General features: G+C 71.0%; 20 protein-coding genes and 2 tRNA genes. 17 read left to right on the plus strand and 5 right to left on the minus strand.

Going from position 1 to position 21,979, the window contains the following annotated elements:
* Positions 1-154: 154 nt before the first annotated feature.
* Positions 155-1,360 carry a glycosyltransferase gene (locus ABZ910_RS09375; protein WP_361361252.1) on the plus strand — a complete coding sequence of 402 codons (1,206 nt, stop codon included), beginning with the start codon at positions 155-157 and terminating at the stop codon, positions 1,358-1,360.
* Positions 1,361-1,397: 37 nt separating this feature from the next.
* Here ABZ910_RS09375 and ABZ910_RS09380 read toward each other — a convergent pair whose 3' ends face one another.
* Positions 1,398-2,819, minus strand: a complete 1,422-nt coding sequence (locus ABZ910_RS09380; protein WP_361361254.1) for a polysaccharide pyruvyl transferase family protein — start codon at positions 2,817-2,819, stop codon at positions 1,398-1,400.
* Positions 2,820-3,056: 237 nt separating this feature from the next.
* On the opposite strand from ABZ910_RS09380, the gene proB reads away from it, so the two are divergent.
* The 5 genes from proB (at position 3,057) to ABZ910_RS09405 (ending at position 7,952) form a co-directional block, all read left to right on the plus strand.
* A complete protein-coding gene (gene proB / locus ABZ910_RS09385; protein WP_361361434.1) occupies positions 3,057-4,163 on the plus strand; it encodes a glutamate 5-kinase in 1,107 nt (368 codons plus the stop codon).
* 138 nt (positions 4,164-4,301) lie between these two features.
* Positions 4,302-4,754, plus strand: coding sequence for a hypothetical protein (locus tag ABZ910_RS09390; protein WP_361361436.1), 453 nt, complete (start codon positions 4,302-4,304; stop codon positions 4,752-4,754).
* Between the two features lie 61 nt (positions 4,755-4,815).
* Entirely contained in the window at positions 4,816-6,102 is a 1,287-nt protein-coding gene (locus ABZ910_RS09395) for a glutamate-5-semialdehyde dehydrogenase (protein WP_361361256.1), read from the plus strand.
* A gap of 93 nt (positions 6,103-6,195) precedes the next feature.
* Positions 6,196-6,774, plus strand: a complete 579-nt coding sequence (locus ABZ910_RS09400; RefSeq protein ID WP_361361258.1) for a hypothetical protein — start codon at positions 6,196-6,198, stop codon at positions 6,772-6,774.
* Between the two features lie 110 nt (positions 6,775-6,884).
* Positions 6,885-7,952: a hypothetical protein gene (locus ABZ910_RS09405; protein WP_361361260.1), complete on the plus strand. Its 1,068-nt coding sequence runs from the start codon at positions 6,885-6,887 to the stop codon at positions 7,950-7,952.
* Between the two features lie 43 nt (positions 7,953-7,995).
* Here ABZ910_RS09405 and ABZ910_RS09410 read toward each other — a convergent pair whose 3' ends face one another.
* The gene (locus ABZ910_RS09410; RefSeq protein ID WP_361361262.1) at positions 7,996-9,171 is read right to left on the minus strand and encodes a M48 family metallopeptidase; all 1,176 of its coding nucleotides are present in this window, start codon (positions 9,169-9,171) and stop codon (positions 7,996-7,998) included.
* A gap of 104 nt (positions 9,172-9,275) precedes the next feature.
* Between ABZ910_RS09410 and ABZ910_RS09415 the strand changes: the two genes are divergently transcribed.
* From ABZ910_RS09415 to ABZ910_RS09455, 9 genes are all read left to right on the plus strand, one after another.
* Positions 9,276-9,437, plus strand: a complete 162-nt coding sequence (locus ABZ910_RS09415) for a hypothetical protein (protein WP_361361264.1) — start codon at positions 9,276-9,278, stop codon at positions 9,435-9,437.
* Between the two features lie 156 nt (positions 9,438-9,593).
* Complete coding sequence (locus ABZ910_RS09420; protein ID WP_361361265.1) at positions 9,594-9,758, plus strand: hypothetical protein; 165 nt, start codon at positions 9,594-9,596, stop codon at positions 9,756-9,758.
* 97 nt (positions 9,759-9,855) lie between these two features.
* Positions 9,856-10,467 (plus strand): nicotinate-nucleotide adenylyltransferase, encoded by a 612-nt coding sequence (gene nadD / locus ABZ910_RS09425; RefSeq protein ID WP_361361267.1) that lies wholly within the window; start codon positions 9,856-9,858, stop codon positions 10,465-10,467.
* 16 nt (positions 10,468-10,483) lie between these two features.
* Positions 10,484-12,178, plus strand: coding sequence for an LCP family protein (locus ABZ910_RS09430; protein ID WP_361361268.1), 1,695 nt, complete (start codon positions 10,484-10,486; stop codon positions 12,176-12,178).
* Positions 12,179-12,331: 153 nt separating this feature from the next.
* A complete protein-coding gene (rsfS, locus tag ABZ910_RS09435; RefSeq protein ID WP_361361270.1) occupies positions 12,332-12,778 on the plus strand; it encodes a ribosome silencing factor in 447 nt (148 codons plus the stop codon).
* Positions 12,775-13,446, plus strand: a complete 672-nt coding sequence (locus tag ABZ910_RS09440) for a histidine phosphatase family protein (protein ID WP_361361272.1) — start codon at positions 12,775-12,777, stop codon at positions 13,444-13,446. Before rsfS ends, ABZ910_RS09440 begins: the two co-directional genes overlap by 4 nt.
* A 95-nt stretch (positions 13,447-13,541) precedes the next feature.
* A tRNA-Ala gene (locus ABZ910_RS09445) sits at positions 13,542-13,614 on the plus strand.
* 241 nt (positions 13,615-13,855) lie between these two features.
* Positions 13,856-14,029, plus strand: coding sequence for a hypothetical protein (locus tag ABZ910_RS09450; RefSeq protein WP_361361274.1), 174 nt, complete (start codon positions 13,856-13,858; stop codon positions 14,027-14,029).
* Positions 14,030-14,032: 3 nt separating this feature from the next.
* The gene (locus ABZ910_RS09455; protein WP_361361276.1) at positions 14,033-14,266 is read left to right on the plus strand and encodes a hypothetical protein; all 234 of its coding nucleotides are present in this window, start codon (positions 14,033-14,035) and stop codon (positions 14,264-14,266) included.
* On the opposite strand, the gene ABZ910_RS09460 is transcribed toward ABZ910_RS09455, so the two are convergent.
* Positions 14,245-15,471: a glycosyltransferase 87 family protein gene (locus ABZ910_RS09460; RefSeq protein ID WP_361361278.1), complete on the minus strand. Its 1,227-nt coding sequence runs from the start codon at positions 15,469-15,471 to the stop codon at positions 14,245-14,247. The genes ABZ910_RS09455 and ABZ910_RS09460 overlap by 22 nt on opposite strands.
* Before the next feature lie 113 nt (positions 15,472-15,584).
* Here ABZ910_RS09460 and ABZ910_RS09465 point away from each other — a divergent pair.
* Positions 15,585-15,657 (plus strand) — tRNA-Ala (locus tag ABZ910_RS09465).
* A gap of 136 nt (positions 15,658-15,793) precedes the next feature.
* Here the strand turns inward: ABZ910_RS09465 and ABZ910_RS09470 are convergent.
* Together ABZ910_RS09470 and ABZ910_RS09475 are read right to left on the minus strand one after the other, a co-directional pair.
* Positions 15,794-17,404: an NADH-ubiquinone oxidoreductase-F iron-sulfur binding region domain-containing protein gene (locus tag ABZ910_RS09470; protein WP_361361280.1), complete on the minus strand. Its 1,611-nt coding sequence runs from the start codon at positions 17,402-17,404 to the stop codon at positions 15,794-15,796.
* Entirely contained in the window at positions 17,401-18,690 is a 1,290-nt protein-coding gene (locus ABZ910_RS09475) for a cytochrome b/b6 domain-containing protein (protein WP_361361282.1), read from the minus strand. The genes ABZ910_RS09470 and ABZ910_RS09475 overlap by 4 nt, the downstream gene beginning before the upstream one ends.
* A gap of 393 nt (positions 18,691-19,083) precedes the next feature.
* Here ABZ910_RS09475 and leuS point away from each other — a divergent pair, with 393 nt between their 5' ends.
* On the plus strand, positions 19,084-21,966 hold the full coding sequence (gene leuS, locus ABZ910_RS09480) for a leucine--tRNA ligase (protein WP_361361284.1): 2,883 nt from the start codon (positions 19,084-19,086) through the stop codon (positions 21,964-21,966).
* The last annotated feature ends 13 nt before the right edge of the window (positions 21,967-21,979 follow it).

Here is a 21,979-nt window from a genome sequence, read left to right on the forward strand (position 1 = left end):
GCGGCGGCCTGGCCGCCCGCGGTGTGACGTGGGAGATCCGCACAAGTCGTGAAGCAACCGCTTCGTCCGGACCACCGTCTAACAAGGTGCGATAGGCGCTCTTTAGGGCGATATGTGAGACATGCTCCGCTGAGAAGAGGGAAATGTGACCGTCGTGACGCAGCCGGATGTGAGTGTGATCATCGGGGCGTACGAGGCGATGCCGTACCTGGTCGAGTGCCTGGCGTCCGTCGAGGCCCAGACCATCGACCCGAGCCGTGTCGAGGTCATCGCGGTCGACGACGGCTCGACGGACGGCACCGGGGACTGCCTGGAGGAGTTCGCGGCCCGTGTCCCCATGGCGGTCACCGTGATCCGGCAGGAGAACTCCGGCGGCCCCAGCGGCCCGCGCAACGTCGGCCTCACGAAGGCGTCCGGACGCTACGTGTTCTTCCTGGACGCCGACGACCGGCTCGGCGCCGAGGCCCTCGAGCGCATGGTCGCCATGGCCGACGAGAACGGCACCGACGTGGTCCTCGGCCGGGTCGAGGGGATCAACCGCGTCCCGCCCCGGTCGATGTGGGGCAAGACGCTCGGCCGTACCGACGTCTTCTCCTCCAACATCAAGTTCACCCTCAGCGCCCAGAAGCTGTTCCGCCGCGCGCTGCTGGAGGAGCACGGCATGCGCTTCGACGAGTCCCTGTGGACCGGCGAGGACGCGCTGTTCACGATGGAGGCCTATCTGCGGGCCGACGGCGTCTCCGTGATCGCCGACTACACCTGCTACTACCTGGTGGGCCGCGACGACGGCAAGCACGTCACGCAGACCGGCGGCTACGTGCTCCGCTTCGACTCCGCGCGCGCCCTGATGAAGCTGATCGCCGGCATGGTCCCCGCGGGCACCCGGCGGGACGCGCTCATGGTGCGGCCCTTCCTGGTGACGCTGCTGCCGCAGTTCGGCCCGAAGTACCTCAAGGGCGACGAGGACGTACGGCGGCACAAGTTCGAGCTGGCCAAACCGCTGATGGACGCCTACTGGACCCCCGAGGTCGCCCGCCGCCTCAAGGTCGACGAGCGGCTGCGGCTGCACCTGGTGGCGGCGGGACGCCCCGACCTCCTGGAGGACGTCGTGACGTTCCTCAAGGACAAGCGGCAGGCCGCCGCCATCCTGGAGAAGCGGGGCACCCGCGTCTACCTCGTCTACCCCCACTTCCGCTCCAAGGAGGCCGGCATCCCCGACTCCCTCTACCTCGCCGAACCCCGCGAGGCCCGTGCCTTCGAGGGCTACCGCGAGGTCGCCGGCCGCTCCTTCCTGCGCCGTGTCCTGCGCAAGGTGCGGCGCGCCCTGCCCGCGGGCGGCTTCGGAGCGGCGGCGGCGTGAGGGGCCGGCCCTTCCCGGGGCCGGCCCGCGGCGGGGCCTACCGGCCCGGACGCAGCGCCCGCCGCAGCGGCCGGCCCACCACGCGGCGCGCCCGGCGGTAGACCGACGCCGGTGCGTCGGCCCCCTTGGCGGCCTTGGAGCCGGACCGGGCGCGCGCCAGATCCTTCTTCAACTGGGTGTTGTCCAGCGTCAGTTCGGTGACCCGGCTGTTGAGCCAGCCGACCCGCGTGAGGAGCGCCTCGGTGTCCGCGGGATTCCAGGGGCGGATACCGGCCGGGAACGTCAGCGAGCGCATCCGCTTGTCGAAGGCCGCGCCGCCGTCGCCGTGCGTGAAGGTGTTCTCCAGGCCGTTCTTGTCCAGGAACGCCGTGAACCGCTCGAAGCGCTCCGCGTGGCCGCCGACCAGCCCGCTGAAGTCGGCCTCCTCGTACAGGCGCGCCGGGTCCGCGGACGCCGGGTCCTTGGCGGCCTTCGCGAGCTCACGGTGCGGGATCTCGAAGTAGCGGCACAGCTCCAGCGTCCGCGAGTCCCCGCACAGCACCGTCGCGGGCGTCCCCGCGAGCAGCGCCGCGATGTTGCCGTGGATGCGGGAGCCGAAGGAGAAGTCGAAGCCGCGCAGGTCGTCGATCCAGGTGAGCGGATCGACGTAGACGCGCACCTTGTCCTCCCGGTACATCGGGTGGTCCGGGTGCGTCGGGATCGCGGTCACCTCGGCGTTCGGGTCCGACAGGTCCCGCCAGTGCAACTGCCGTGCGTCGCTGAGGTTCTGGCCGATGAAGCGCAGGTGCGGATAGCGCTCGTGGGCGCGCGCGATGATCCGGTCCAGGCCCTGCTTGCGCACCGCGCTGTGCGAGCCGTTGATCGCGATCCGGGACTCCGGCGTCAGCTCCGGCGCCCGCTTGCGCACCTCCAGCTGACGGCCGTACAGAAACAGGGACGGGCAGCCGATGACCTCGACGTCCCGGAAGCCCATGTCCTTCAGGTACCGCTCGGTGAACTCGCCCCGCACACCGATCGAGGCGCTGCGGTCCAGTACCGCCGAGACGAAGTCGCGCACGGTCGGCTCGATCCGCTTCAGCCGAGCCGCGTCGTAGCTCACCCCGGTCTGCGCGCCGACACCCAGCACCACCACGGGGATGTCCAGCTTGCGGATGAGGCGGGTCAGCCGCTGCAGCGCGAGCTCGAACGACGGCCGGAAGGCGTTGGCGAGCGGGATGACGAAGGCGTCGTACTCCTCGTTGATACGGGCCGCCTCGGCCACCCGGGTGCGCATGCCGTAGGAGAGGACCTCGGCGTTCGGGGTCTCGAGGATCTTGTGCGAGGCGTCGCTGAAGATCAGGTTGCCCGAGTTGGTGGCGATGACGTCCCGGTGGAGAGCCTCCTCGGTGGAGAGGACGTCGTAGGGGCTCTTGCCCGATCGGAGGAGAATGCGCTTCGGGCGGCGAACTGTATATGACACAGAGGTCAAAATAAGTTTGCGGCGCCTTTAATTTCTATAAGCAACCAGTACAACCTTTTTGCCGTACGCGGGACGTGAGGGCTCGGTTACCGGACGTCCGCTCGCTGCCGGTCCGGGTGCTGGACCGATGGGCGGCGCGTGATCCCCTTCGCGTAGATTGCCGGACAGGGCGGCGCGGCGGGATGCGCCGGATCCGAACGAGGGGCAGAGGGAAACGTGGCAAGGGCAAGGCAGGCCGTGGGCGAGGCCCGCAGGATCGTCGTCAAGGTCGGCTCCTCGTCGCTGACCACCGCGTCCGGCGGCCTGGACGCCGACCGCGTCGACGCGCTCGTCGATGTTCTCGCCAAGAGCAGAAGCGGGGGAGAGAGGGAGATCGTCCTGGTCTCCTCCGGTGCCATCGCCGCGGGCCTCGCCCCGCTCGGCCTGCGCCGTCGCCCCCGGGACCTCGCCCGGCAGCAGGCCGCGGCCAGCGTCGGCCAGGGCCTGCTCGTCGCCCGCTACACCGCCTCCTTCGCCCGCTACGGCGTCCGGGTAGGCCAGGTCCTGCTCACCTCCGACGACATGAGCCGCCGCGCCCACCACCGCAACGCCTCCCGCACCCTCGACAAGCTGCTGGCGATGGGCGCGCTGCCGATCGTCAACGAGAACGACACCGTCGCCACCGACGAGATCCGCTTCGGCGACAACGACCGCCTCGCCGCCCTCGTCGCCCACCTCGTCCACGCCGACCTGCTGGTGCTGCTGTCCGACGTCGACGGCGTGTACGACGGCGACCCCGGCAGGCCCGGCACCTCGCGGATCGCGGAGGTACGCGCGCCCGCCGACCTGGCCGAGGTGGAGATCGGCAGCGCGGGCAAGGCCGGCGTCGGCACCGGCGGCATGGTCACCAAGGTCGAGGCCGCCCGGATCGCGGCCGCCGCAGGCATCCCCGTCGTCCTCACCAGCGCCGTCCATGCCGCCGACGCCCTCTCCGGCGGCGACACCGGCACCTACTTCCACCCCACCGGCAAGCGCTCCGCCCACCGCCTGCTGTGGCTGCAGCACGCCTCCGCCCCGCAGGGTGCGCTCACCCTCGACGACGGGGCGGTGCGCGCGGTCGTCGAGCGGCGTACCTCGCTGCTGCCGGCCGGGATCGCCGCCGTCGAGGGCGAGTTCAGCGCCGGGGACCCGGTCGAGCTGCGCGACACCGAGGGGCGCGCGGTGGCCCGCGGGCTGGTCAACTTCGACGCCAGGGAGATCCCGCGGCTGATCGGGCGTTCGACGCGGGAGCTGGCGCGCGAACTCGGCCCGGGCTACGAACGCGAGGTCGTCCACAGGGATGACCTGGTGATCCTGCACGCGTAAACCGGGCCGCGGCGGGCGACCCCGGTGGGGGACGTTCCGTAAAACCACCACGCGGAGCCGTGCGGCCTGCTCAACTGGGACGTGTCCAAGGGGAACGTTCCGCGCGAGCGCCGGGTGAAGGAGGCCGTGGTGAGACGAGTGCGCCCTGGGGCGACGGCATCCCACGGTGATTCCCCCGTCCGCGGCACGGCCGAGGAGCGCCCCTTGACGAGTGTCGCGGCCGGCGACCGCTTCGAGGCACCGATGGACCTGCCCCGCCTGTGGCACGTGACCCTCAGCGTCTCCGGGGAGGAGGTGCCGCCGAAGGAGCTGCGGCGCGCCCTGGAACAGCTCGCCCACGACCACCCCTTCCTGCTGACCAGCAGATACGCGAACGACCACGCCGAGATCCGGTACTGGGAAGAGGCCCGCGACCTGCACGACGCGGCGGCCGTCGCCCTGCGCCTGTGGGGCGAGCACCGCCAGAGCGCGGGGCTGCCCGCCTGGGAGATCGTCGGCCTGGAGGTCATCGACCGCGAGACCTACCACCAGCGCATCGCCGAGGGGTACGGGCCGCCGCCCGCGACACCCGTGGGAGTTCACCCCTTTTGACCCCGTCTCGCGGTGCGAAATGACGCGGAGACGGACCGGGTCGGCGCACTACCCTTCCCCCATGACCACGCTCTCGCCGTACGACGCCATGTCCCCGGTCACCCGGGCTGCCTATCGCGCCAAGGCCGCCGCGGCCGACCTCGCGCCGCTGCCGCGCGCCGCGAAGGACGACGCGCTGCTCGCCGTCGCGGACGCGCTGGAGGTCCGTACGGCCGAGATCGTCGAGGCCAACGCCAAGGACGTCGCGAAGGCCCGCGAGGCCGGCACCAGCGAGGCGATCGTCGACCGGCTCACCCTCACCCCCGAGCGGGTCCGCGCCATCGCCTCCGACGTCCGGGACGTCGCGCAGCTGCCCGACCCGGTCGGCGAGGTCGTGCGCGGCTCGACCCTCCCCAACGGCATCGACCTGCGCCAGGTCCGCGTCCCGCTCGGCGTCGTCGGCATCATCTACGAGGCCCGCCCCAACGTCACCGTCGACGCCGCCGCCCTGTGCCTGAAGTCCGGCAACGCGGTGCTGCTGCGCGGCTCGGCCTCCGCGTACGAGTCGAACACCGCCCTGGTCCGGGTGATCCGCGACGCCGTGGGCGGGGCCGGGCTGCCCGCCGACGCCGTCCAGCTGGTGCCCGGCGAGAGCCGCGAGAGCGTGCGCGAGCTGATGCGCGCCCGCGGCCTGGTCGACGTGCTGATCCCGCGCGGCGGCGCCTCCCTGATCCGGACCGTGGTGAGCGAGTCCACCGTCCCCGTCATCGAGACCGGCACCGGCAACTGCCACGTCTACGTCGACGCGGCGGCCGACATCGACATGGCGATCGAGATCCTGCTCAACTCCAAGGCCCAGCGGGTCAGCGTCTGCAACGCCGCCGAGACGCTCCTGGTCCACCAGGACATCGCCCCGGAGTTCCTGCCGCGCGCCCTGGACGCCCTCGCCGAGGCCGGGGTCACCGTCCACGCCGACGAGCGCGTGCTGGCGTACGCCAAGGACTCCGGGGCGACCGTCGTCGAGGCGACGCCGGAGGACTGGGAGACCGAGTACCTGTCGTACGACATCGCCGCGGCCGTCGTCGACTCCCTCGACAAGGCCGTCGAGCACATCCGGCTGTGGACCTCCGGCCACACCGAGGCGATCGTCACCACCTCGCAGCAGGCAGCCCGCCGGTTCACCCGGCTGGTCGACTCCACCACCGTCGCCGTCAACGCCTCCACCCGCTTCACCGACGGCAGCCAGTTCGGCTTCGGCGCGGAGATCGGCATCTCGACGCAGAAGCTGCACGCCCGCGGCCCGATGGGCCTGCCGGAGCTGACCAGCACGAAGTACATCGTCACCGGCGACGGGCACGTCCGCGGCTGACGGGCGTTCGGCAGGCCTCGCCGGGTATCCCTTGGACCGGATGAATTTCCATACCGTCTGCCCAAATTGACCCCCCAGGTCTACTCTGGAGGCGTGCCGGAGGACGTGGGGGGCACGCCGTTCCCTGACGGCTGGGAGCCCGACGACGACCACGACCACGGGGTGTCGGACGAAGAGTTCGCCTCCGTGGTCTTCGACGAGGCCTTCGTCCGGGCGGCCGCGGTGCACGAGCCGACCGCGGTCGAGCGCCTCCTGGCCGCCGCGCAGGCCAGAGCCGAGGCCCACGAGGCCGAGGCCCGCCGGGCCCATGCCCGGGGCGAGCGGTACGACGACGGATACGACCCCGACGGTCACGACATCCGCCATGACCGGCCCTTCGACTACCTGGACGACTCCGACGACCCCCACGCCTCCGAGGGCCGCCACGGCGCCTCCGGGGCCTACGGCCGGCACGTCCGCTGGCACCGCCCCGTCGCCTGGGTCCTCGCCCTCGTGATGGGCGTCGGCATGGTCGCCCTGGCCTTCGCGGCCGTCTACCGCAGCGCCTCCGCGGGCAGCAGGGAGGTCCCCGCGCCCGCCTCCACCGGCCTGGAACAGGGCAGCGCGGCGGCCCCCTCCGCCTCCGCCGACTCCTCCCGGCCGGTGGTGTCGGCGATCCCGCGCTCGCCCTGAGCGGCCGTGCACCCTCCTGACAGGAACTTTCGCGCTCCTGGTGAGAACCTGTCAGAACTTGTCGTGTACCAGGGCGTTTACCCGAGCCCCACGGGACCTACTCTGAAGATATGGGCGGGCCAGGAGAACCACCTGAGGGGACACCCGAAGGCACTCCCGGTGGTGGAGAGGACGAATACCGATCCGTCGTGTTCGACGAGTCGTTCATTCGTGCTGCCCGCCTGCAGGAGTACTCCGCGCAGGAACGTATGGCCGACCACGCCCCCGCCGTGCGCCGGCGCCCGCCCCTGCACCGGGGACTGTCCCGGCAGGCGCTGATACTCGTCCTGCTGATCGCCGTCGCCTTCGGCACCGCGATCTACATGGGCGTCCGCCATCCCTACGGAGCGCCCCAGGCCCGGCAGCCCGTCGAGCCCCTGCGCATGACCGTCATCCCGCTCTCCCCGCAGGGCAAGGTGCCCGGGTCCCCCGACGCCGAGTACCTGTACACGCACAGCCCCGCCGCGCAGTTCAGCGTCGGCGCCGAGGGGATACCGCTGCCCGCCTCGCGACGCACCGCGCACTTCTCCGACAGCGACGTCGTGGCGGCCCTGACCACGGCGAAGGACTACATCGTCCGCTCCTCGCTCTACCCCGAGGTGCTGGACAGCAGCCAGGTCAGGCCCGCGCGCGTCCTCCTCGACCCCGACCAACTCGACCAGTTCGACCAGAGCTTCCGGCATCCGGCCGCGGACGGACGGCACGCGCCCACCGGATGGCTGGTGCGCTTCGACCCCGCCGTGGAGCTGGCCGACCGCAGGATCCGGGTCCAGGGCAGCCTCCAGGCCGCCGAGACCGACCCCTCCACGCTGGAGGTCACCGCGGACCACACCTTCGTGTACGCGCTCCGGCCCGTCGGTGCCGACGCGCACGCCCCGGCCTCCCTGTTCACCGTCCGCCGCGAGCTGACCTTCCGCTTCGACCGCGCCGACCTGCGCACCCGCCAGGCCCAGCTGATCGTCTCCTACGTCCAGGCGGGCCCGCTGTCCTGCGCCGGGAACTCCATCTACCACCTTCAGCCGCTCCTGGCGGGCCAGACCGCCAGGTCGGGCGGCCCGGCGGGCACCAACCCGTACGCCACGGGGAGTGCCACGGCCCTGTGCGGGACGCTGGCGGCCGGGGCGCAGCCGAAGCCGTGACGCTGTGATGCCGTGATGCCGTGATGCCGAGGGGCCGTACCCGTCAGTCGTCGTCGCGCGCCGCCGTGTCCGTGCCCGTGCCGGTGTCCGTCGGCGGCCGATCGGCGGGGCCCTGCTCCGCCGTCCCGTCGCTCTCCGTCCCCTGGCCCTCCGGACCCTGCCCCTTCGGCGGCGGCGGGCTCGCGAAGCCCTGGAAGCCGCGCCGTACCCGGCCGCCCAGGTTGCCGGCCCCGCCCGCGAGGTCCGTGACCAGCTTCATCAGGGGGTCCTTGGAGCTCTTCATGTCGTCGGCGTAGCTCGCCGCCGACTCGCGGAAGGAGTCGCCGACCGAGGTGTCCCCGTCCCCGCTGCGCCGCGGGTAGTGGCCGTCCATGATCCGCTGGTAGTCGCGGGACTCGGACCACTTCTTCAGCTCGGCCGCACGGACCGCGGCGAAGGGATGGGTGCGGGGCAGCACGTTCAGGATCTTCAGTACGGAGTCCCGCAGATCGCCCCCGGCGTCGAACTCCTCGGCCTGCTTCAGAAACGCGTCGACGTTCATCTCGTGCAGGTGGTTGCCGCCCGCCATCTTCATCAGGCCGCGCATCGAGGCCCGCGGGTCCTGCCCGACCAGCAGGCCCGCACGGTCGGCGGACAGCTCCGACTTGCGGAACCACTCCCGCAGCGCCGTCACGATCGTCATGATCGCGAGGTTGCCCAGCGGGATCCAGGCGACCTTCACCGCCAGGCTGGTCAGGAACAGCAGTATCGTGCGGTACACCGCGTGCCCGGACAGCGCGTGCCCTGTCTCATGGCCGACGACCGCCCGCATCTCCTCCTCGTCGAGCAGTTCGACGAGCCCCGTGGTCACGACGATGATCGGCTCGTCCAGGCCGATGCACATCGCGTTCGGCTGCGGGTCCTGCGTGACGTACATCGGGGGGACCTTCTCCAGGTCCAGGATGTAACAGGCGTCGCGCAGCATGACGTTCAGGTGCGAGAACTGCTGGTCCGAGACGCGTACCGAGTCGGACAGGAACAGCAGCCTGAGGCTCCGCTCCGGGAGCAGCCCGCTGAGCGCCTTGAAGACCGTGTCGAAGCCGCTCAGCTTCCGCAGCGCCACCAGGGCGGAGCGGTCGGCGGGATGCTCGTACGCGCGCGAGGAGATCCCCGGGAAGCGCCTGCGCTGCCTGCTCGGCACGTTCCGGTGCCCGTTGTCCCCGTGGCCGTCGTCGGACATGTCTTCCCCCAAGTGCGTCTGTGTCGCCCCTGTGCCCCCCGAGGCAGGGCCCAGCCTAGGCGGATATACCGTGGACGGGCAGTACAGCCGAAGGAGTCCACACCATGGAGCACACCCCCGCAGCCGCCTGGCTGACCGAGGCCGCGAGCGCCGTCCAGCAGGGCGGGTCGGGGAATCTTCTCCGGGTCGTTCTCGTCGTGATGGTCCTCGGCTGCGTGCTGACCGGCTGGTTCCTGTTGAGCGGGTACAAGCGGAAGGACGACTGAGGCGCCCGGATCGTTCCCCGCGCCCGGACGGGTCTCCGCATCGGCCCGGATCCCCGTTCGTCCGCAACAACGGAGTCGGCGTGATCGGCGCCGAGCCGTCCCTTTACGATGAGCCGACGTCTTTATCCCGCCCACACCGGATAGGTCCTGCCGAAGATGAGCTTCCACAGCACTGCTGCCCAGTTGGTCGCCCTCGCCGCCGAGGGCGAGGAGCACGGAGGCAACCACAACAGCCTCAACCCGCTCGTCACCGGTGGCAGCGCGTTCATCGTCCTGCTGCTCCTGCTGTGGATCACCACGCGGTTCAACCGCGACCGCTGATCCCGGTCGCCCGTCCGACCCCGGTCGCCCGCCGCCGGGCCGTACCCGGGGGTCCGGCGGGCGAGGTCCGCAGGCCGGGCCGGTAGGGTCTGCACGCATGGGAGAGCAGGACATGCACATGGGCAAACGCCGCCTCGGCGTCATGGGCGGGACGTTCGACCCGATCCACCACGGGCACCTCGTGGCGGCCAGCGAGGTCGCCGCGCTGTTCCAGCTCGACGAGGTGGTGTTCGTCCCCACCGGCCAGCCGTGGCAGAAGACCCACCGCAAGGTGTCCCCGGCCGAGGACCGCTATCTGATGACGGTCATCGCGACCGCCGAGAACCCGCAGTTCTCGGTGAGCCGCATCGACATCGACCGCGGCGGCCCCACCTACACCGTGGACACCCTGCGCGACCTGCGTGCGCTCAACCCCGACACCGACCTCTACTTCATCACCGGTGCGGACGCCCTCGCCCAGCTTCTGACCTGGCGCGACACGGCCGAGCTGTTCTCCCTCGCGCACTTCATCGGCGTCACCAGGCCCGGCCACCATCTGAGCGACGCGGGCCTGCCGGAAGGCGGCGTCTCGCTCGTCGAGGTGCCCGCCCTGGCCATCTCCTCCACAGACTGCCGTGCGAGAGTCGCCAATGGCGACCCCATCTGGTACATGGTGCCCGACGGAGTGGTGCGCTACATCGACAAACGCGAGCTGTACCGCGGCGAATGAGCCGAGAGGGGCACCGGTGAACGACCGATACGACCCGGCGTACGGGGGCGACCAGTACGAGCTCGTCGGCTACGACGAGTACGGACAGCCCGTGTACCGCCAGAACCCGGCGCAGCAGGCCTCCCAGGCGACGTACGACCCATATGCACAGCAGCAGGGCTACGGAAGCGACCCGTACGCCACCGGACCGCAGCAGCGCGTCCCGTCGTACGACAGCTACGACACCGGACAGCAGCCGCCCGTCCCCTCCTACGACCCCTACGGGTCCGCAGCGGGTGCGCCGGGCGGCGGTTCCGCTGCGCCGCACGACCCCTACGGGCAGCCGGGGGCCGGGGGCCCGCCGGCCCGGGGCGCCGAGCACACCACCCGCATCCCGCAGCAGACCGGGCCGGGCCGGGCCGAGGAGGTGCGGCCCCCGGAGAATCGTGAACGCGGCTACCAGGACGAGCAGTTCGCGTTCGCCGAGGAGCCGGACGGCGCCTCCGGGGACGTCATCGACTGGCTCAAGTTCACCGAGAACCGCACCGAACGCCGCGAGGAGGCCCGCCGCCGCGCCCGCAGCCGCCTCGTCGCCCTGGTCGTCGTCGTCGCCCTGACCGCGGTCGGCGGCGTCGGATACCTCTGGTACGCAGGGAAGTTGCCCTTCCTGGCGTCGTCGGGGACCACGTCCGGCACCGCGACGGCCGTCGGTGCGCAGAACCGCGACGTGATCGTCGTCCACCTGCACAACACCGCGAAGGGCGGCACCTCCACGGCGCTGCTCGTCGACAACACGACCACCAAGCGGGGTTCCACCGTCCTGCTGCCCAACTCCCTCACCCTGACCGACGACGACGGCGCCGTGACGACCCTCGCCAAGTCGGTCGACGGCGACGGCTCGTCAGGTACCCGCGACCAGCTCGACACCGTCCTCGGTACGGACATCGAGGGCACCTGGCGCCTCGACACCCCCTACCTGCAGAACCTCGTCGACCTGGTCGGCAACATCGAGGTCGACACCGACACCGACGTGCCCGACACCACCGCGAAGAAGAAGGGCACCGGGCCGCTCGTCCACCGGGGCAAGGGCCAGACCCTCAGCGGCAAGATGGCCGTCGCCTACGCCACCTACCGCGCTCCCGGCGAGTTGCCGGACGCCCAACTGCAGCGGTTCGGCCAGGTCATGCAGGGCGTGCTGCGCAAGATGTCCTCCGACCCGCAGGCCGCGACCACCACCGTGCAGACGCTGGGGCAGATCATCGAGCCGCCGCTGTCCGACAAGAACCTCGGCGCCTTCCTCGCCAAGCTCGCCGACCAGGCGAAGGGCGGCGACTACAGGACGACGCTGCTGCCCGTCCAGGCCGACGGCACGCTGAGCGCGCAGACCAGCGAGAGCGTCGTGAAGAACATCCTGGGCGGCACCGCGAAGAGCCCCAAGAAGGGCTCGGCCGTCCGGGTCTCCGTCCAGAACGCCACCGGCCTCAAGGACAACACCCAGAAGGCCCGCGTGGTGCTGCTCAACGGCGGCTTCAGCTTCCTCGAGGCCGGCGCCGCTCCCGCGGCCCAGGCCACGTCCAAGGTGACCTACGCGGACGCCGCCGACAAGGAGAACGCCACCGAGGTCGCCAAGACCCTGGGCCTGCCCGCGACCTCCGTCGCAAAGGGCACGGTCGGTGGGAACGCCGATGTCTCGGTGGTCCTCGGCCAGGACTACTCGCCGTCGTCCTCCTGAGTGCCGTACGGCACCCCGCGTGACCCTGCCGTCACGCGGGGTGCCGCGGCGCGGTCCGGGGATTGCGGGGCGCCCTCGGGGGTCTTCCCGTGGGTGCTCCCGGCCGTCCGTGAGATCCTTGGTGTCAAGTGACCGCCGACGGAAAGCCACGCAGTGACCGCCACAGACCGTTCTCTCGAGCTCATCAACACCGCCGCCCAGGCGGCCGCCGACAAGCTCGCCCACGACGTCATCGCCTACGACGTGAGCGATGTCCTGTCGATCACGGACGCCTTCCTGCTCGCCTCCGCTCCCAGTGACCGCCAGGTCAAGTCGATCGTCGACGAGATCGAGGAGCGGCTCCTGAAGGAACTCGGCGCCAAGCCCGTACGCCGTGAGGGCGACCGCGACGCCCGCTGGATCCTGCTCGACTACGTCGACATCGTCGTCCACGTCCAGCACAGCGAGGAGCGCGTCTTCTACGCCCTGGAGCGGCTGTGGAAGGACTGCCCCGAGATCGAGCTGCCGACCGACGCCAAGGCCACCCGGGGCAAGGCCGAGGAGCACGCCAAGCTGAAGGCCGCCGAGGACGAGGCCGAGCTGGGCGAGGAGTGGCGATGAGCGCCACCGGCGAGGTCATCGACCAGAAGCCGGGCCGGGGCCGCCGCATCATCCTGTGGCGGCACGGCCAGACCTCCTGGAACGTGGAGCGCCGCTTCCAGGGCTCCACGGACGTCGAGCTCACCGGGGCCGGCATCGAGCAGGCCCGCCGCTCCGCCCGGCTGCTCGCTTCTCTCAGGCCCGACGCGATCGTCGCCTCGGACCTGCAGCGGGCCACGGACACGGCCGCCGAGCTCGCCGCCCTCACCGGCCTCGACATCACCCGCGACGAGGGCCTGCGCGAGACCTACGCGGGCGTCTGGCAGGGGCTGACGCACGAGGAGATCATCTCCCGGTACGGCGACGAGTACGCCGCGTGGAAGCGTGGCGAGCCCGTTCGCCGCGGCGGCGGCGAGCTGGAGACCGAGGTCGCCGACCGTGCGGCCCCCGTCGTGCTCCGGCACGCCGACAAGCTGCCCGACGACGGCACGCTCGTGGTGGTCAGCCACGGCGGCACCATCCGCACCACCATCGGGCGTCTGCTCGGCCTGGAGGCGCAGCACTGGGAGAGCCTCGGCGGCCTGTCCAACTGCTGCTGGTCCGTCCTCGGTGAAGGTGCCCGCGGCTGGCGCCTGCTGGAGCACAACGCGGGCACCCTCCCGGAGCCCGTCCTCGGCGACGACGACTGAGCGCCCCCCCAGGGCCTCGGGACCCGGATTTCACTTTCCGGCAGGTCACAGGCTAAAGTTCTTCTTGTTCGCCCCGCCGAGCGGGAAGAACGCAAGGGGCTATAGCTCAGTTGGTAGAGCGCCTGCATGGCATGCAGGAGGTCAGGAGTTCAATTCTCCTTAGCTCCACAGATCGACACTCGGACGAGTTGTCAACGATCGGTGACGAGGATCCCGTCCCCTCAGGGGGGCGGGATTTTCTGTATCAGGCCATCCGTGGGCTTGAGTCGCTCGGGGCCGCGGGGCGTATATCTCTGGGGAGGCGCATGCTGTGGCCGGACTGGTACTAAGGCGTCGCTGACCGTATTGGTCCGGCCGTGGCAGAATCAAACGGCCGGAAGGGGGCGCGGCCCGACGGGAGGGAGTAGCGATGCCTGCGAGCATCCTCGAGGAGGTCGGCCACCTCCGCGATGCGGCGTTGATACGGGACACGGGCACCCACCTCAGCTGCCCTTCCTGCGGTTCCGGACATGTGGCCCAAGTCCTCGGTGACAACGGCGGGATCTCCTACGTGTGCACGGCCTGCGGCCACAGCTGGAGCTGATCGATGGGTGCACACAGGCGGAAGTGCGACTGGTGCGACAGCGGTACGCCCATCGTCCGCGACATGGAACCGGTCAACCCCGACTACCAGTACTGGTGCGAGGAATGCGCGCGGGCGCTGATCATAAAAGGCGACCCGATCGAGACGTACCGCGAACTGGACGGCGAGCCCATCTACGGCCGGCTCCTCGAGGAGCACTGCACCCTCAAGCGGTTCTATTCGTTCGTCACGGCCTGAGCCGGCCGCGGTTCGATCCGCGCCGGGGCGCGAAGTGCCGTCCCGGCGAGGGCGATAAAGAGGCAGCCCGCCCCCGCGTAGAGCATCGACAGCGTCAACTCGGCGATGTTCTGGTGCAGTTCGGGCCGCGCCGACCCGTGCGGAACCCACCACAGGGCGTACGAGCAGAAGACCAGCAGCGCGCCCACGGCTGCCCCCTGACGCCCGCTCGTACACAGCAGCAGCACCATCGGCACGCACCAGACCCAGTGGTGCGACCACGACACCGGGCAGATCAGCAGCGCCGTCGTCGCGCAGGCGGTCACCGCCCAGGGCCGCTCGCCCCGCAACTCCGCGGCGACCGCCACGGACAGCCCCGCCACGGCCACCAGCGCCGCCAGGACGACCCAGGGTGCCCCCGGCTCGGGCGTGTGCAGCAGCCTCGCCAGAACGCCGCGCAGGGCCTGGTTGGCGGTCGCCTCGGCATACCCGACCCGGCCCGTGCGGAAGACCATGTCGCTCCAGAACCGCCACGAGTCGTACGGCAGGACGGCCACCGCGAAGAGCGTCGCCGCGGCGAACGAAACGGCCGCCCCGCGCGCGTGCCGCAGCCACGGTCCTCCGTCGGCACCCCTGACGTACGCCACGACACCGGTGACGGCCAGGAAGACCGCGAACAGCGCCGGCGTCAGCTTGACGGCCGCGGCGAGCCCGAGGCCGGCTCCGGCCCAGCGGGCCCGGCTGCCCGGGGAGCGGTCCGCGAGGTCTCCCAGCACGAGGACCGCGAGCAGCAGATTGACCTGTCCGTAGCGCACCGTCGTCCACACCGGCTCGCACCACACGGCCGCAGCGGCGACCCACCAGACGCTCTCCACGCGCGCGTGCCCCACGAGTTTCAGCGACAGCCGCACGAACGCCACCAGGAGGGCGAGGTTTCCGGCCGTCGCCAGCACGCGCAGGCCCGCGGTGTCGAGGAGCGTCAGCGGCGTGAACAGCAGCGCCGCGAACGGCGGGTAGGTGGTGGGCAGGTGGGCCGGGGTCGCCCGCAGCGCATACAGGTCGCCTCCGCCGAGGACGGCCGCTCCCTCGGCCCGGTAGACCAGCAGGTCGATCATCGTGACGTGCGCGGCCCGCTGGGCGACCCAGAACGCCGCGAAGGAGAACAGGCACACCCTCAGGGCGACCGGGACACGGCGGCGGGCTGCGGAGGGCGCGTTCACGGTCACGAAGCCCGACACTAACGCCCGTATCCGTACAGAACGGAAACGATTTGGTGTTGCACCCGGTTGACCGTGTAATGTTGGCGTCGCCGCCGGGGAGACCGGGCGGAGCAAAGCAAGGGGCTATAGCTCAGTTGGTAGAGCGCCTGCATGGCATGCAGGAGGTCAGGAGTTCAATTCTCCTTAGCTCCACAGGAGTCGAAGGCGGATCATCCTAACGGATGGTCCGCCTTCGGCGTTGTGCGGACAGTGGTGCGCGGACGTACGGCAGAGGGCGTGTACGAAAGGCGGGTCGTCCGAGCTCGGGTGACCCGCCTTTCGTCGCGGTTCAGCGGCCGAGGGCCCGGCGGCCGCGGCCCGGGGAGACGACCGGGAGGTTGCGGGCCGGTGCCTGCGCGCGCGTGTCGTCTTCGAGGCGCAGCGCCAGCGCCGGGCAGCGGCGCACCGCACGCAGCGCCTTCGCCTCCGCGTACCGCGGCACCTGCGCCTGGGCGACGGTCGGGAAGCCGTCGGCGCCCAGTTCGAAGACCTCCGGGAGGATGTCCGCGCACAGGCCGTGGCCCCGGCACAGCGTCCAGTCGACGTAGATCTTCTGACGGCTGGCGCCGGTCTCCTGCGGCTCTCCGCCGCCCGGGATGCCCGTCGGGGCCCTGCCCCCCTCGAAGAGCGGCAGAACGCCCTCCACGGGCCGTCCGCAGCCGTTTCCGAGGACGTGCGCGGCGAGGTCGTCGGTGAACGCCTTGACGGTCGACTCCAGGAACATCGCCGAGCCGTCCGGATGCGAGCACGCGCCGCGCCGCTTCACGTTCTTGGCGACCTGCTTGAGCGCCTCCAGGGCGGCCGGCCCGCCGCCGTTGAGGATGTCCTCCATCCCGCGCGCGGCGGCGGGCAGACCGAGGTAGCAGGGCCCGCACTGGCCCGCGCTCTCCTCGGCCAGCCACTGGGCCACCCTGAGCGACTCGCCCAGCGGGCAGGTCTCCTGGCCGATGGGCAGGATCGCGCCGGCGCCGAGTGAACCCCCCACCGCGTCCAGCGAGTTGCGGGAGACGATCGCCTCGTCGACCGTGGCCGCGTCGATCCACTTGCCGTGGTAGCCGCCGGTCAGCACGCCCTGCGGGACCGGTGGGGCGCCGGCCAGCTGGAGGACGTAGCGCAGGGGGACGCCCGTGGGGACCTCGATCACCATCGGGCGGGCGACCGCGCCGGAGACCGTCAGCATCACGGTACCCGGCTCGTCGTACAGACCGGTGTTGCCGTAGCGCTCCGGGCCGATGCGGGCGGCGATCGCCAGCTGCGCGAACGTCTCGGCGTTCGACAGCAGCGTGGGCGCACCGCCGACGCCGGTCTGCGAGGCGCTGACCTTGCGGCCGGGCGGGATCGCCGGGCCGCCGTCGATCGAGCGGACCAGCGACGCGGCGGCGCCGGTGACCATGCGGACCGGGTTGCGCTGCACCCACGCGCGGAGCGCTGATCTTCGGCTGTTGCTGAGGCCGCGTTCGGCGAGCGCGGCCTCCATGGAGCGCTGGGTGGATTCCCGGGTGACCCCCACCACGAGCGTGCGGGCACCCAGGGCCTCCGCGCACAGCAGCGCGCCGTCCAGGATGAGATGCGGGGCACGGTTGATGAGCACCGTGTCCTTGCGGCAGGCCGGTTCGTCCTCGCTCCCGTTGACGACGACGACCGGCCGGACGCCGCGTTTGATCGCCGATTCGGCGACCGAGCGCAGCTTCTTGTGGAAGGGGAAACCCGCGCCGCCGCGGCCCTTCAGGTTGATGCGGTCGGCGAGCTGCGCGAGCTGCTCGCCGCCGAGGGGGTCGAGCGGCCCGTGCACCTTCAGGTGCATGGGCAGATCGAGTCTTTCGACAAGGTCGAAGCCCGACGTGAGCTGGGGAAGGCCGACCACGCGGACTTCTGGGACGTCGGGCAGGGCCTCGTTCACCTATGGCCTCCGGAAGGCATGTTCCAAGGTTCGCCCGAACCCGGTGCGTCGAACGAGGCGCCGGGCGATGTTTCAGTGGCGGGACCGCTGTTGTACGTGTCGTTCTGGTTGTACGTGTGGGAGAGCGTGTTCGTCTCACCGGTGTCGTAGACGTAACCGTCGCCGTATCCGCCGGTGCCCGACGTGCCGTAGACCGGGATGTCGTGCCCGGTGTCCTGGAACGGGTCGTAGGAGGACGGGCGCGCCTCGCCGACCGGCGGCGGGGAGGGGATCGGCCAGCTGCCGGCGGGGCCGTCCACGCGCGGCATCGCCTCCGTGGCCTGCAGGTCCGTCGGCAGGTCCACGCGCGCGCTGCGGCCGGTCGCGAAGGACTGCCGGGGCTGCGGGGGCGTCGAGACGGCCCGGTAGGCGGCCGCGAATCCCGTCGCGGGCTGCGGGGCCGCCGGAGCGTCGTACGGCGGTGCCGAGGGCGCCCCCGCGCGCCGCGGGGAGGCCACGGCGTCGGCGAACTCCGCCTGCCGTCCGTAGCCCGGCAGCGCCGACCCGGCCTCGGGGGTCCGGGAGCGGCTCATGGCCGGCTCGTCGAGGCCGGGCCGCTCCGCGGAGCCAATGACCGAGACGAGCCGGTCGGCGATGGTGCGCTTGACCGGGCGGGGCGCAGCACGCAGGGCGAGCGCTCCCATGACGCCGAGCAGGGACAGGCCGTAGAGGACGACGAAGAGCGGCTTGGCCTGACGGCCCGCGTACAGGCCGTGCACCAGCGCCGCGCACCAGGCCGGATAGGCCAGCATGTGCATGGCCCGCCAGCGGGCGGCGACCGGGGCGGGGGAGGCGAAGTTGCTGCGCAGGGCGCCGGTGACACCCACGAAGATCATCAGGAGGCCGGCCACCGAGCCGAGCCCGATCAGTCCGCCGCTCCCGGTGAGGCCGAGCGAGAACGGAATGATCGCGGCGATCAACTGGGTGTGGTCGAGCGCCACCTTCGTGGTGATGTGCAGCAGCAGGAACGCGATCGAGGCGACCGCCGTCGTCCGGTGCACGGCCTGGCCGACGATCCGCTGGCGCGTGTTGAGGAAGATCCGGTCCTGGGCGACCAGGCCCCAGATCACCGAGCAGCTGAGCGAGACGAGGGACAGCACACCCGCGCCGAAGTTCAGGAAGTCGCGGAGGCGGTCGCCTCCGACCAGCACGACCACGGGTATGAGAAGCAGGGCGACAGCGCTCGCCACTCCGTAGGCCGACCGGCCGGGTTTGGGGAGTGAACTGGTACTACGACGAGGATTCATGGGGGCGACTCCGAGCCGTTCGGGAAAGCGGTCCCGCTGCCGAACTGTAAGCGGCGCCATACCGCTCAGTACGAGGTTTGAGTTATTGCGTTGTTATCAAACGACAATGCGTCTGTTGTGGTGTCCCTTAGCGGGTGTTACGCGAAGTAATCCTTGACCTTGATTCAGGGGCTTGCCGTGTCACCCAGGCATACGGAAGCGCGTCGCGGCTTGCTCAAGGGCTGCGGTACCCTAGGCGCCATGCGTGCCGTACGCCTTCTGCTTAGCGGGCCGCGCTGATCAGTCCCGACCCTCGCGAAGAGTCGAGTGGTCGGCATCGGCGCGGCGTCCCCTCCTGTGCGAGGGGCTTTTTCGTTTCCGCAGGCAGAGACGATCGATGGAGCTTTGAGGATCATGAGCGAGACGAACCCCGCTGCCGCCGCTGCCGTGCCGGCGGAGGCCGCGCCGCACCGCTACACGGCCGCCGTGGCCGCCGACATCGAGGCACGCTGGCAGGACTTCTGGGACGCCGAGGGGACGTACGCGGCGCCGAACCCGAAGGGTGACCTGGCCGGTGACCCCGCGGTGGTCGCCAGGCCCAAGAAGTTCATCATGGACATGTTCCCGTACCCCTCCGGTGCCGGCCTGCACGTCGGCCACCCCCTGGGCTACATCGCCACCGACGTCTACGCCCGGTTCCAGCGCATGACCGGCCACAACGTCCTGCACACCCTGGGCTTCGACGCCTTCGGCCTGCCCGCAGAGCAGCACGCCGTGCAGACCGGCGAGCACCCTCGCGTCACCACCGAGGCGGCCATCAACAACATGAAGGCCCAGCTGCGCCGGCTGGGCCTGGGCCACGACAAGCGCCGGTCGTTCGCCACGATCGACCCGGCCTACTACAAGTGGACCCAGTGGATCTTCCTGCAGATCTTCAACTCCTGGTACGACGACGAGGCGAAGAAGGCCCGCCCGATCTCCGAGCTGATCGCCCAGTTCGAGTCCGGTGAGCGCACCGTTCCCGGCCACACGCGCGCGTGGAACGAACTGACCGCCGACGAGCGTGCCGACGTGCTGAGCGAGTTCCGCCTGGCCTACGCCTCCGACTCGCCGGTCAACTGGTGCCCCGGCCTGGGCACCGTGCTGGCCAACGAGGAGGTCACCGCCGACGGCCGCTCCGAGCGCGGCAACTACCCGGTCTTCAAGGCCAAGCTGCGCCAGTGGAACATGCGGATCACCGCCTACGCGGAGCGGCTGCTGGAGGACCTGGACGAGCTGGACTGGCCCGAGGCCATCAAGTTGCAGCAGCGCAACTGGATCGGCCGCTCCGAGGGCGCCCGCGTCGACTTCCCGATCGACGGCGAGCACATCACGGTCTTCACCACCCGCCCCGACACCCTGTTCGGCGCGACCTACATGGTGCTGGCCCCCGAGCACCCGCTGGTCGAGAAGTTCACCCCGGCCGCTTGGCCGGAGGGCACCCACGAGGCGTGGACCGGCGGCCACGCGACCCCCGCCGAGGCCGTCGCCGCGTACCGCGCGCAGGCCGCCTCGAAGTCGGACGTCGAGCGCCAGGCCGAGGCCAAGGACAAGACCGGCGTCTTCACGGGCGCGTTCGCGACCAACCCGGTCGACGGCGAGCGGATCCCGGTCTTCATCGCCGACTACGTGCTGATGGGCTACGGCACCGGCGCGATCATGGCCGTACCGGGCCACGACGCGCGCGACTTCGAGTTCGCGCGCGCCTTCGAGCTGCCGATCCGCTGCGTCGTCGAGCCGTCCGACGACCGCGGCACCGACACGTCGACGTGGGACGACGCCTTCGTCTCGTACGACGCGAAGCTGGTCAACTCCTCCAGCGACGACGTGAGGCTGGACGGCCTGGGCGTCGTGGACGCCAAGGCGCGCATCACCGAGTGGCTGGCGCGCAAGGGCATCGGCGAGGGCACCGTCAACTTCCGCCTGCGCGACTGGCTGTTCAGCCGTCAGCGCTACTGGGGCGAGCCTTTCCCGATCGTCTACGACGAGGACGGCATCGCCCACGCGCTGCCCGAGTCGATGCTGCCGCTGGAGCTGCCCGAGGTCGAGGACTACAGCCCGCGCACCTTCGACCCCGACGATGCCGACACCCAGCCCGAGACGCCGCTGTCGCGCAACGAGGAGTGGGTCAACGTCACCCTGGACCTGGGTGACGGCCCGAAGAAGTACCGCCGCGAGACCAACACCATGCCCAACTGGGCGGGTTCGTGCTGGTACGAGTTCCGTTACCTGGACCCGCACAACGACCAGCAGCTGGTCGACCCCGAGATCGAGCGGTACTGGATGGGCCCGCGCGCGGGCCAGCCGCACGGCGGTGTCGACCTGTACGTCGGCGGCGCCGAGCACGCCGTGCTGCACCTGCTGTACGCGCGCTTCTGGTCCAAGGTCCTGTTCGACCTGGGGCACGTCTCCTCCGCGGAGCCGTTCCACAAGCTGTTCAACCAGGGCATGATCCAGGCCTACGTCTACCGCGACAGCCGCGGCATCGCGGTGCCGGCCGCCGAGGTGGAGGAGCGCGACGGCGCGTACTACCACCAGGGCGAGAAGGTCAGCCGCCTGCTGGGCAAGATGGGCAAGTCCCTGAAGAACGCGGTCACCCCGGACGAGATCGCCGCCGAGTACGGCGCGGACACGCTGCGCCTGTACGAGATGGCGATGGGCCCGCTGGACGTCTCCCGGCCGTGGGACACGCGCGCGGTGGTCGGCCAGTTCCGCCTGCTGCAGCGGCTGTGGCGCAACATCGTCGACGAGGCGACCGGTGAGGTCACCGTCACCGACGCCGAGCCCGGCGAGGACACGCTGCGTGCCCTGAACAAGGCGATCGACGGCGTGCGCCAGGACCTGGAGGGCCTGCGCTTCAACACCGCCATCGCCAAGGTCACCGAGCTGAACAACCACCTGACCAAGGCGGGCGGCGCCCTGCCGCGCTCGGTCGCCGAGCCGCTGGTGCTGATGGCCGCGCCGCTGGCCCCGCACATCGCCGAGGAGCTGTGGCACAAGCTGGGCCACACCGACTCGGTCGTCCACCAGGACTTCCCCGTGGCCGACCCGGCGTACGTCGTCGACGAGACCGTGACCTGCGTCGTGCAGATCAAGGGCAAGGTCAAGGCCCGCCTGGAGGTGCCGCCGTCCATCTCCGACGAGGAGCTGGAGAAGGTGGCGCTGGGCGACGAGCGGGTCGTCGCCGCGCTGGACGGCGCCGGGATCCGCAAGGTCATCGTGCGGGCGCCGAAGCTGGTGAACATCGTCCCGGCGTGAGCCTCGGGCGCCT

The sequence above is a fragment of the Streptomyces sp. NPDC046805 genome, from assembly GCF_040645355.1.
Taxonomy (GTDB): Bacteria; Actinomycetota; Actinomycetes; order Streptomycetales; family Streptomycetaceae; genus Streptomyces.

Bases quoted from the DNA above. Each gene is read 5' to 3' on its own strand.
- ABZ910_RS09415 (WP_361361264.1), top strand. From the start codon at position 9,276: ATGGAGCACACCCCCGCAGCCGCCTGGCTGACCGAGGCCGCGAGCGCC.
- ABZ910_RS09475 (WP_361361282.1), bottom strand. From the start codon at position 18,690: ATGAATCCTCGTCGTAGTACCAGTTCACTCCCCAAACCCGGCCGGTCG.
- ABZ910_RS09455 (WP_361361276.1), top strand. From the start codon at position 14,033: ATGGGTGCACACAGGCGGAAGTGCGACTGGTGCGACAGCGGTACGCCC.
- leuS (WP_361361284.1), top strand. From the start codon at position 19,084: ATGAGCGAGACGAACCCCGCTGCCGCCGCTGCCGTGCCGGCGGAGGCC.
- ABZ910_RS09410 (WP_361361262.1), bottom strand. From the start codon at position 9,171: ATGTCCGACGACGGCCACGGGGACAACGGGCACCGGAACGTGCCGAGC.
- ABZ910_RS09395 (WP_361361256.1), top strand. From the start codon at position 4,816: ATGACCACGCTCTCGCCGTACGACGCCATGTCCCCGGTCACCCGGGCT.
- ABZ910_RS09450 (WP_361361274.1), top strand. From the start codon at position 13,856: ATGCCTGCGAGCATCCTCGAGGAGGTCGGCCACCTCCGCGATGCGGCG.
- ABZ910_RS09440 (WP_361361272.1), top strand. From the start codon at position 12,775: ATGAGCGCCACCGGCGAGGTCATCGACCAGAAGCCGGGCCGGGGCCGC.
- ABZ910_RS09405 (WP_361361260.1), top strand. From the start codon at position 6,885: ATGGGCGGGCCAGGAGAACCACCTGAGGGGACACCCGAAGGCACTCCC.
- ABZ910_RS09420 (WP_361361265.1), top strand. From the start codon at position 9,594: ATGAGCTTCCACAGCACTGCTGCCCAGTTGGTCGCCCTCGCCGCCGAG.
- nadD (WP_361361267.1), top strand. From the start codon at position 9,856: ATGGGAGAGCAGGACATGCACATGGGCAAACGCCGCCTCGGCGTCATG.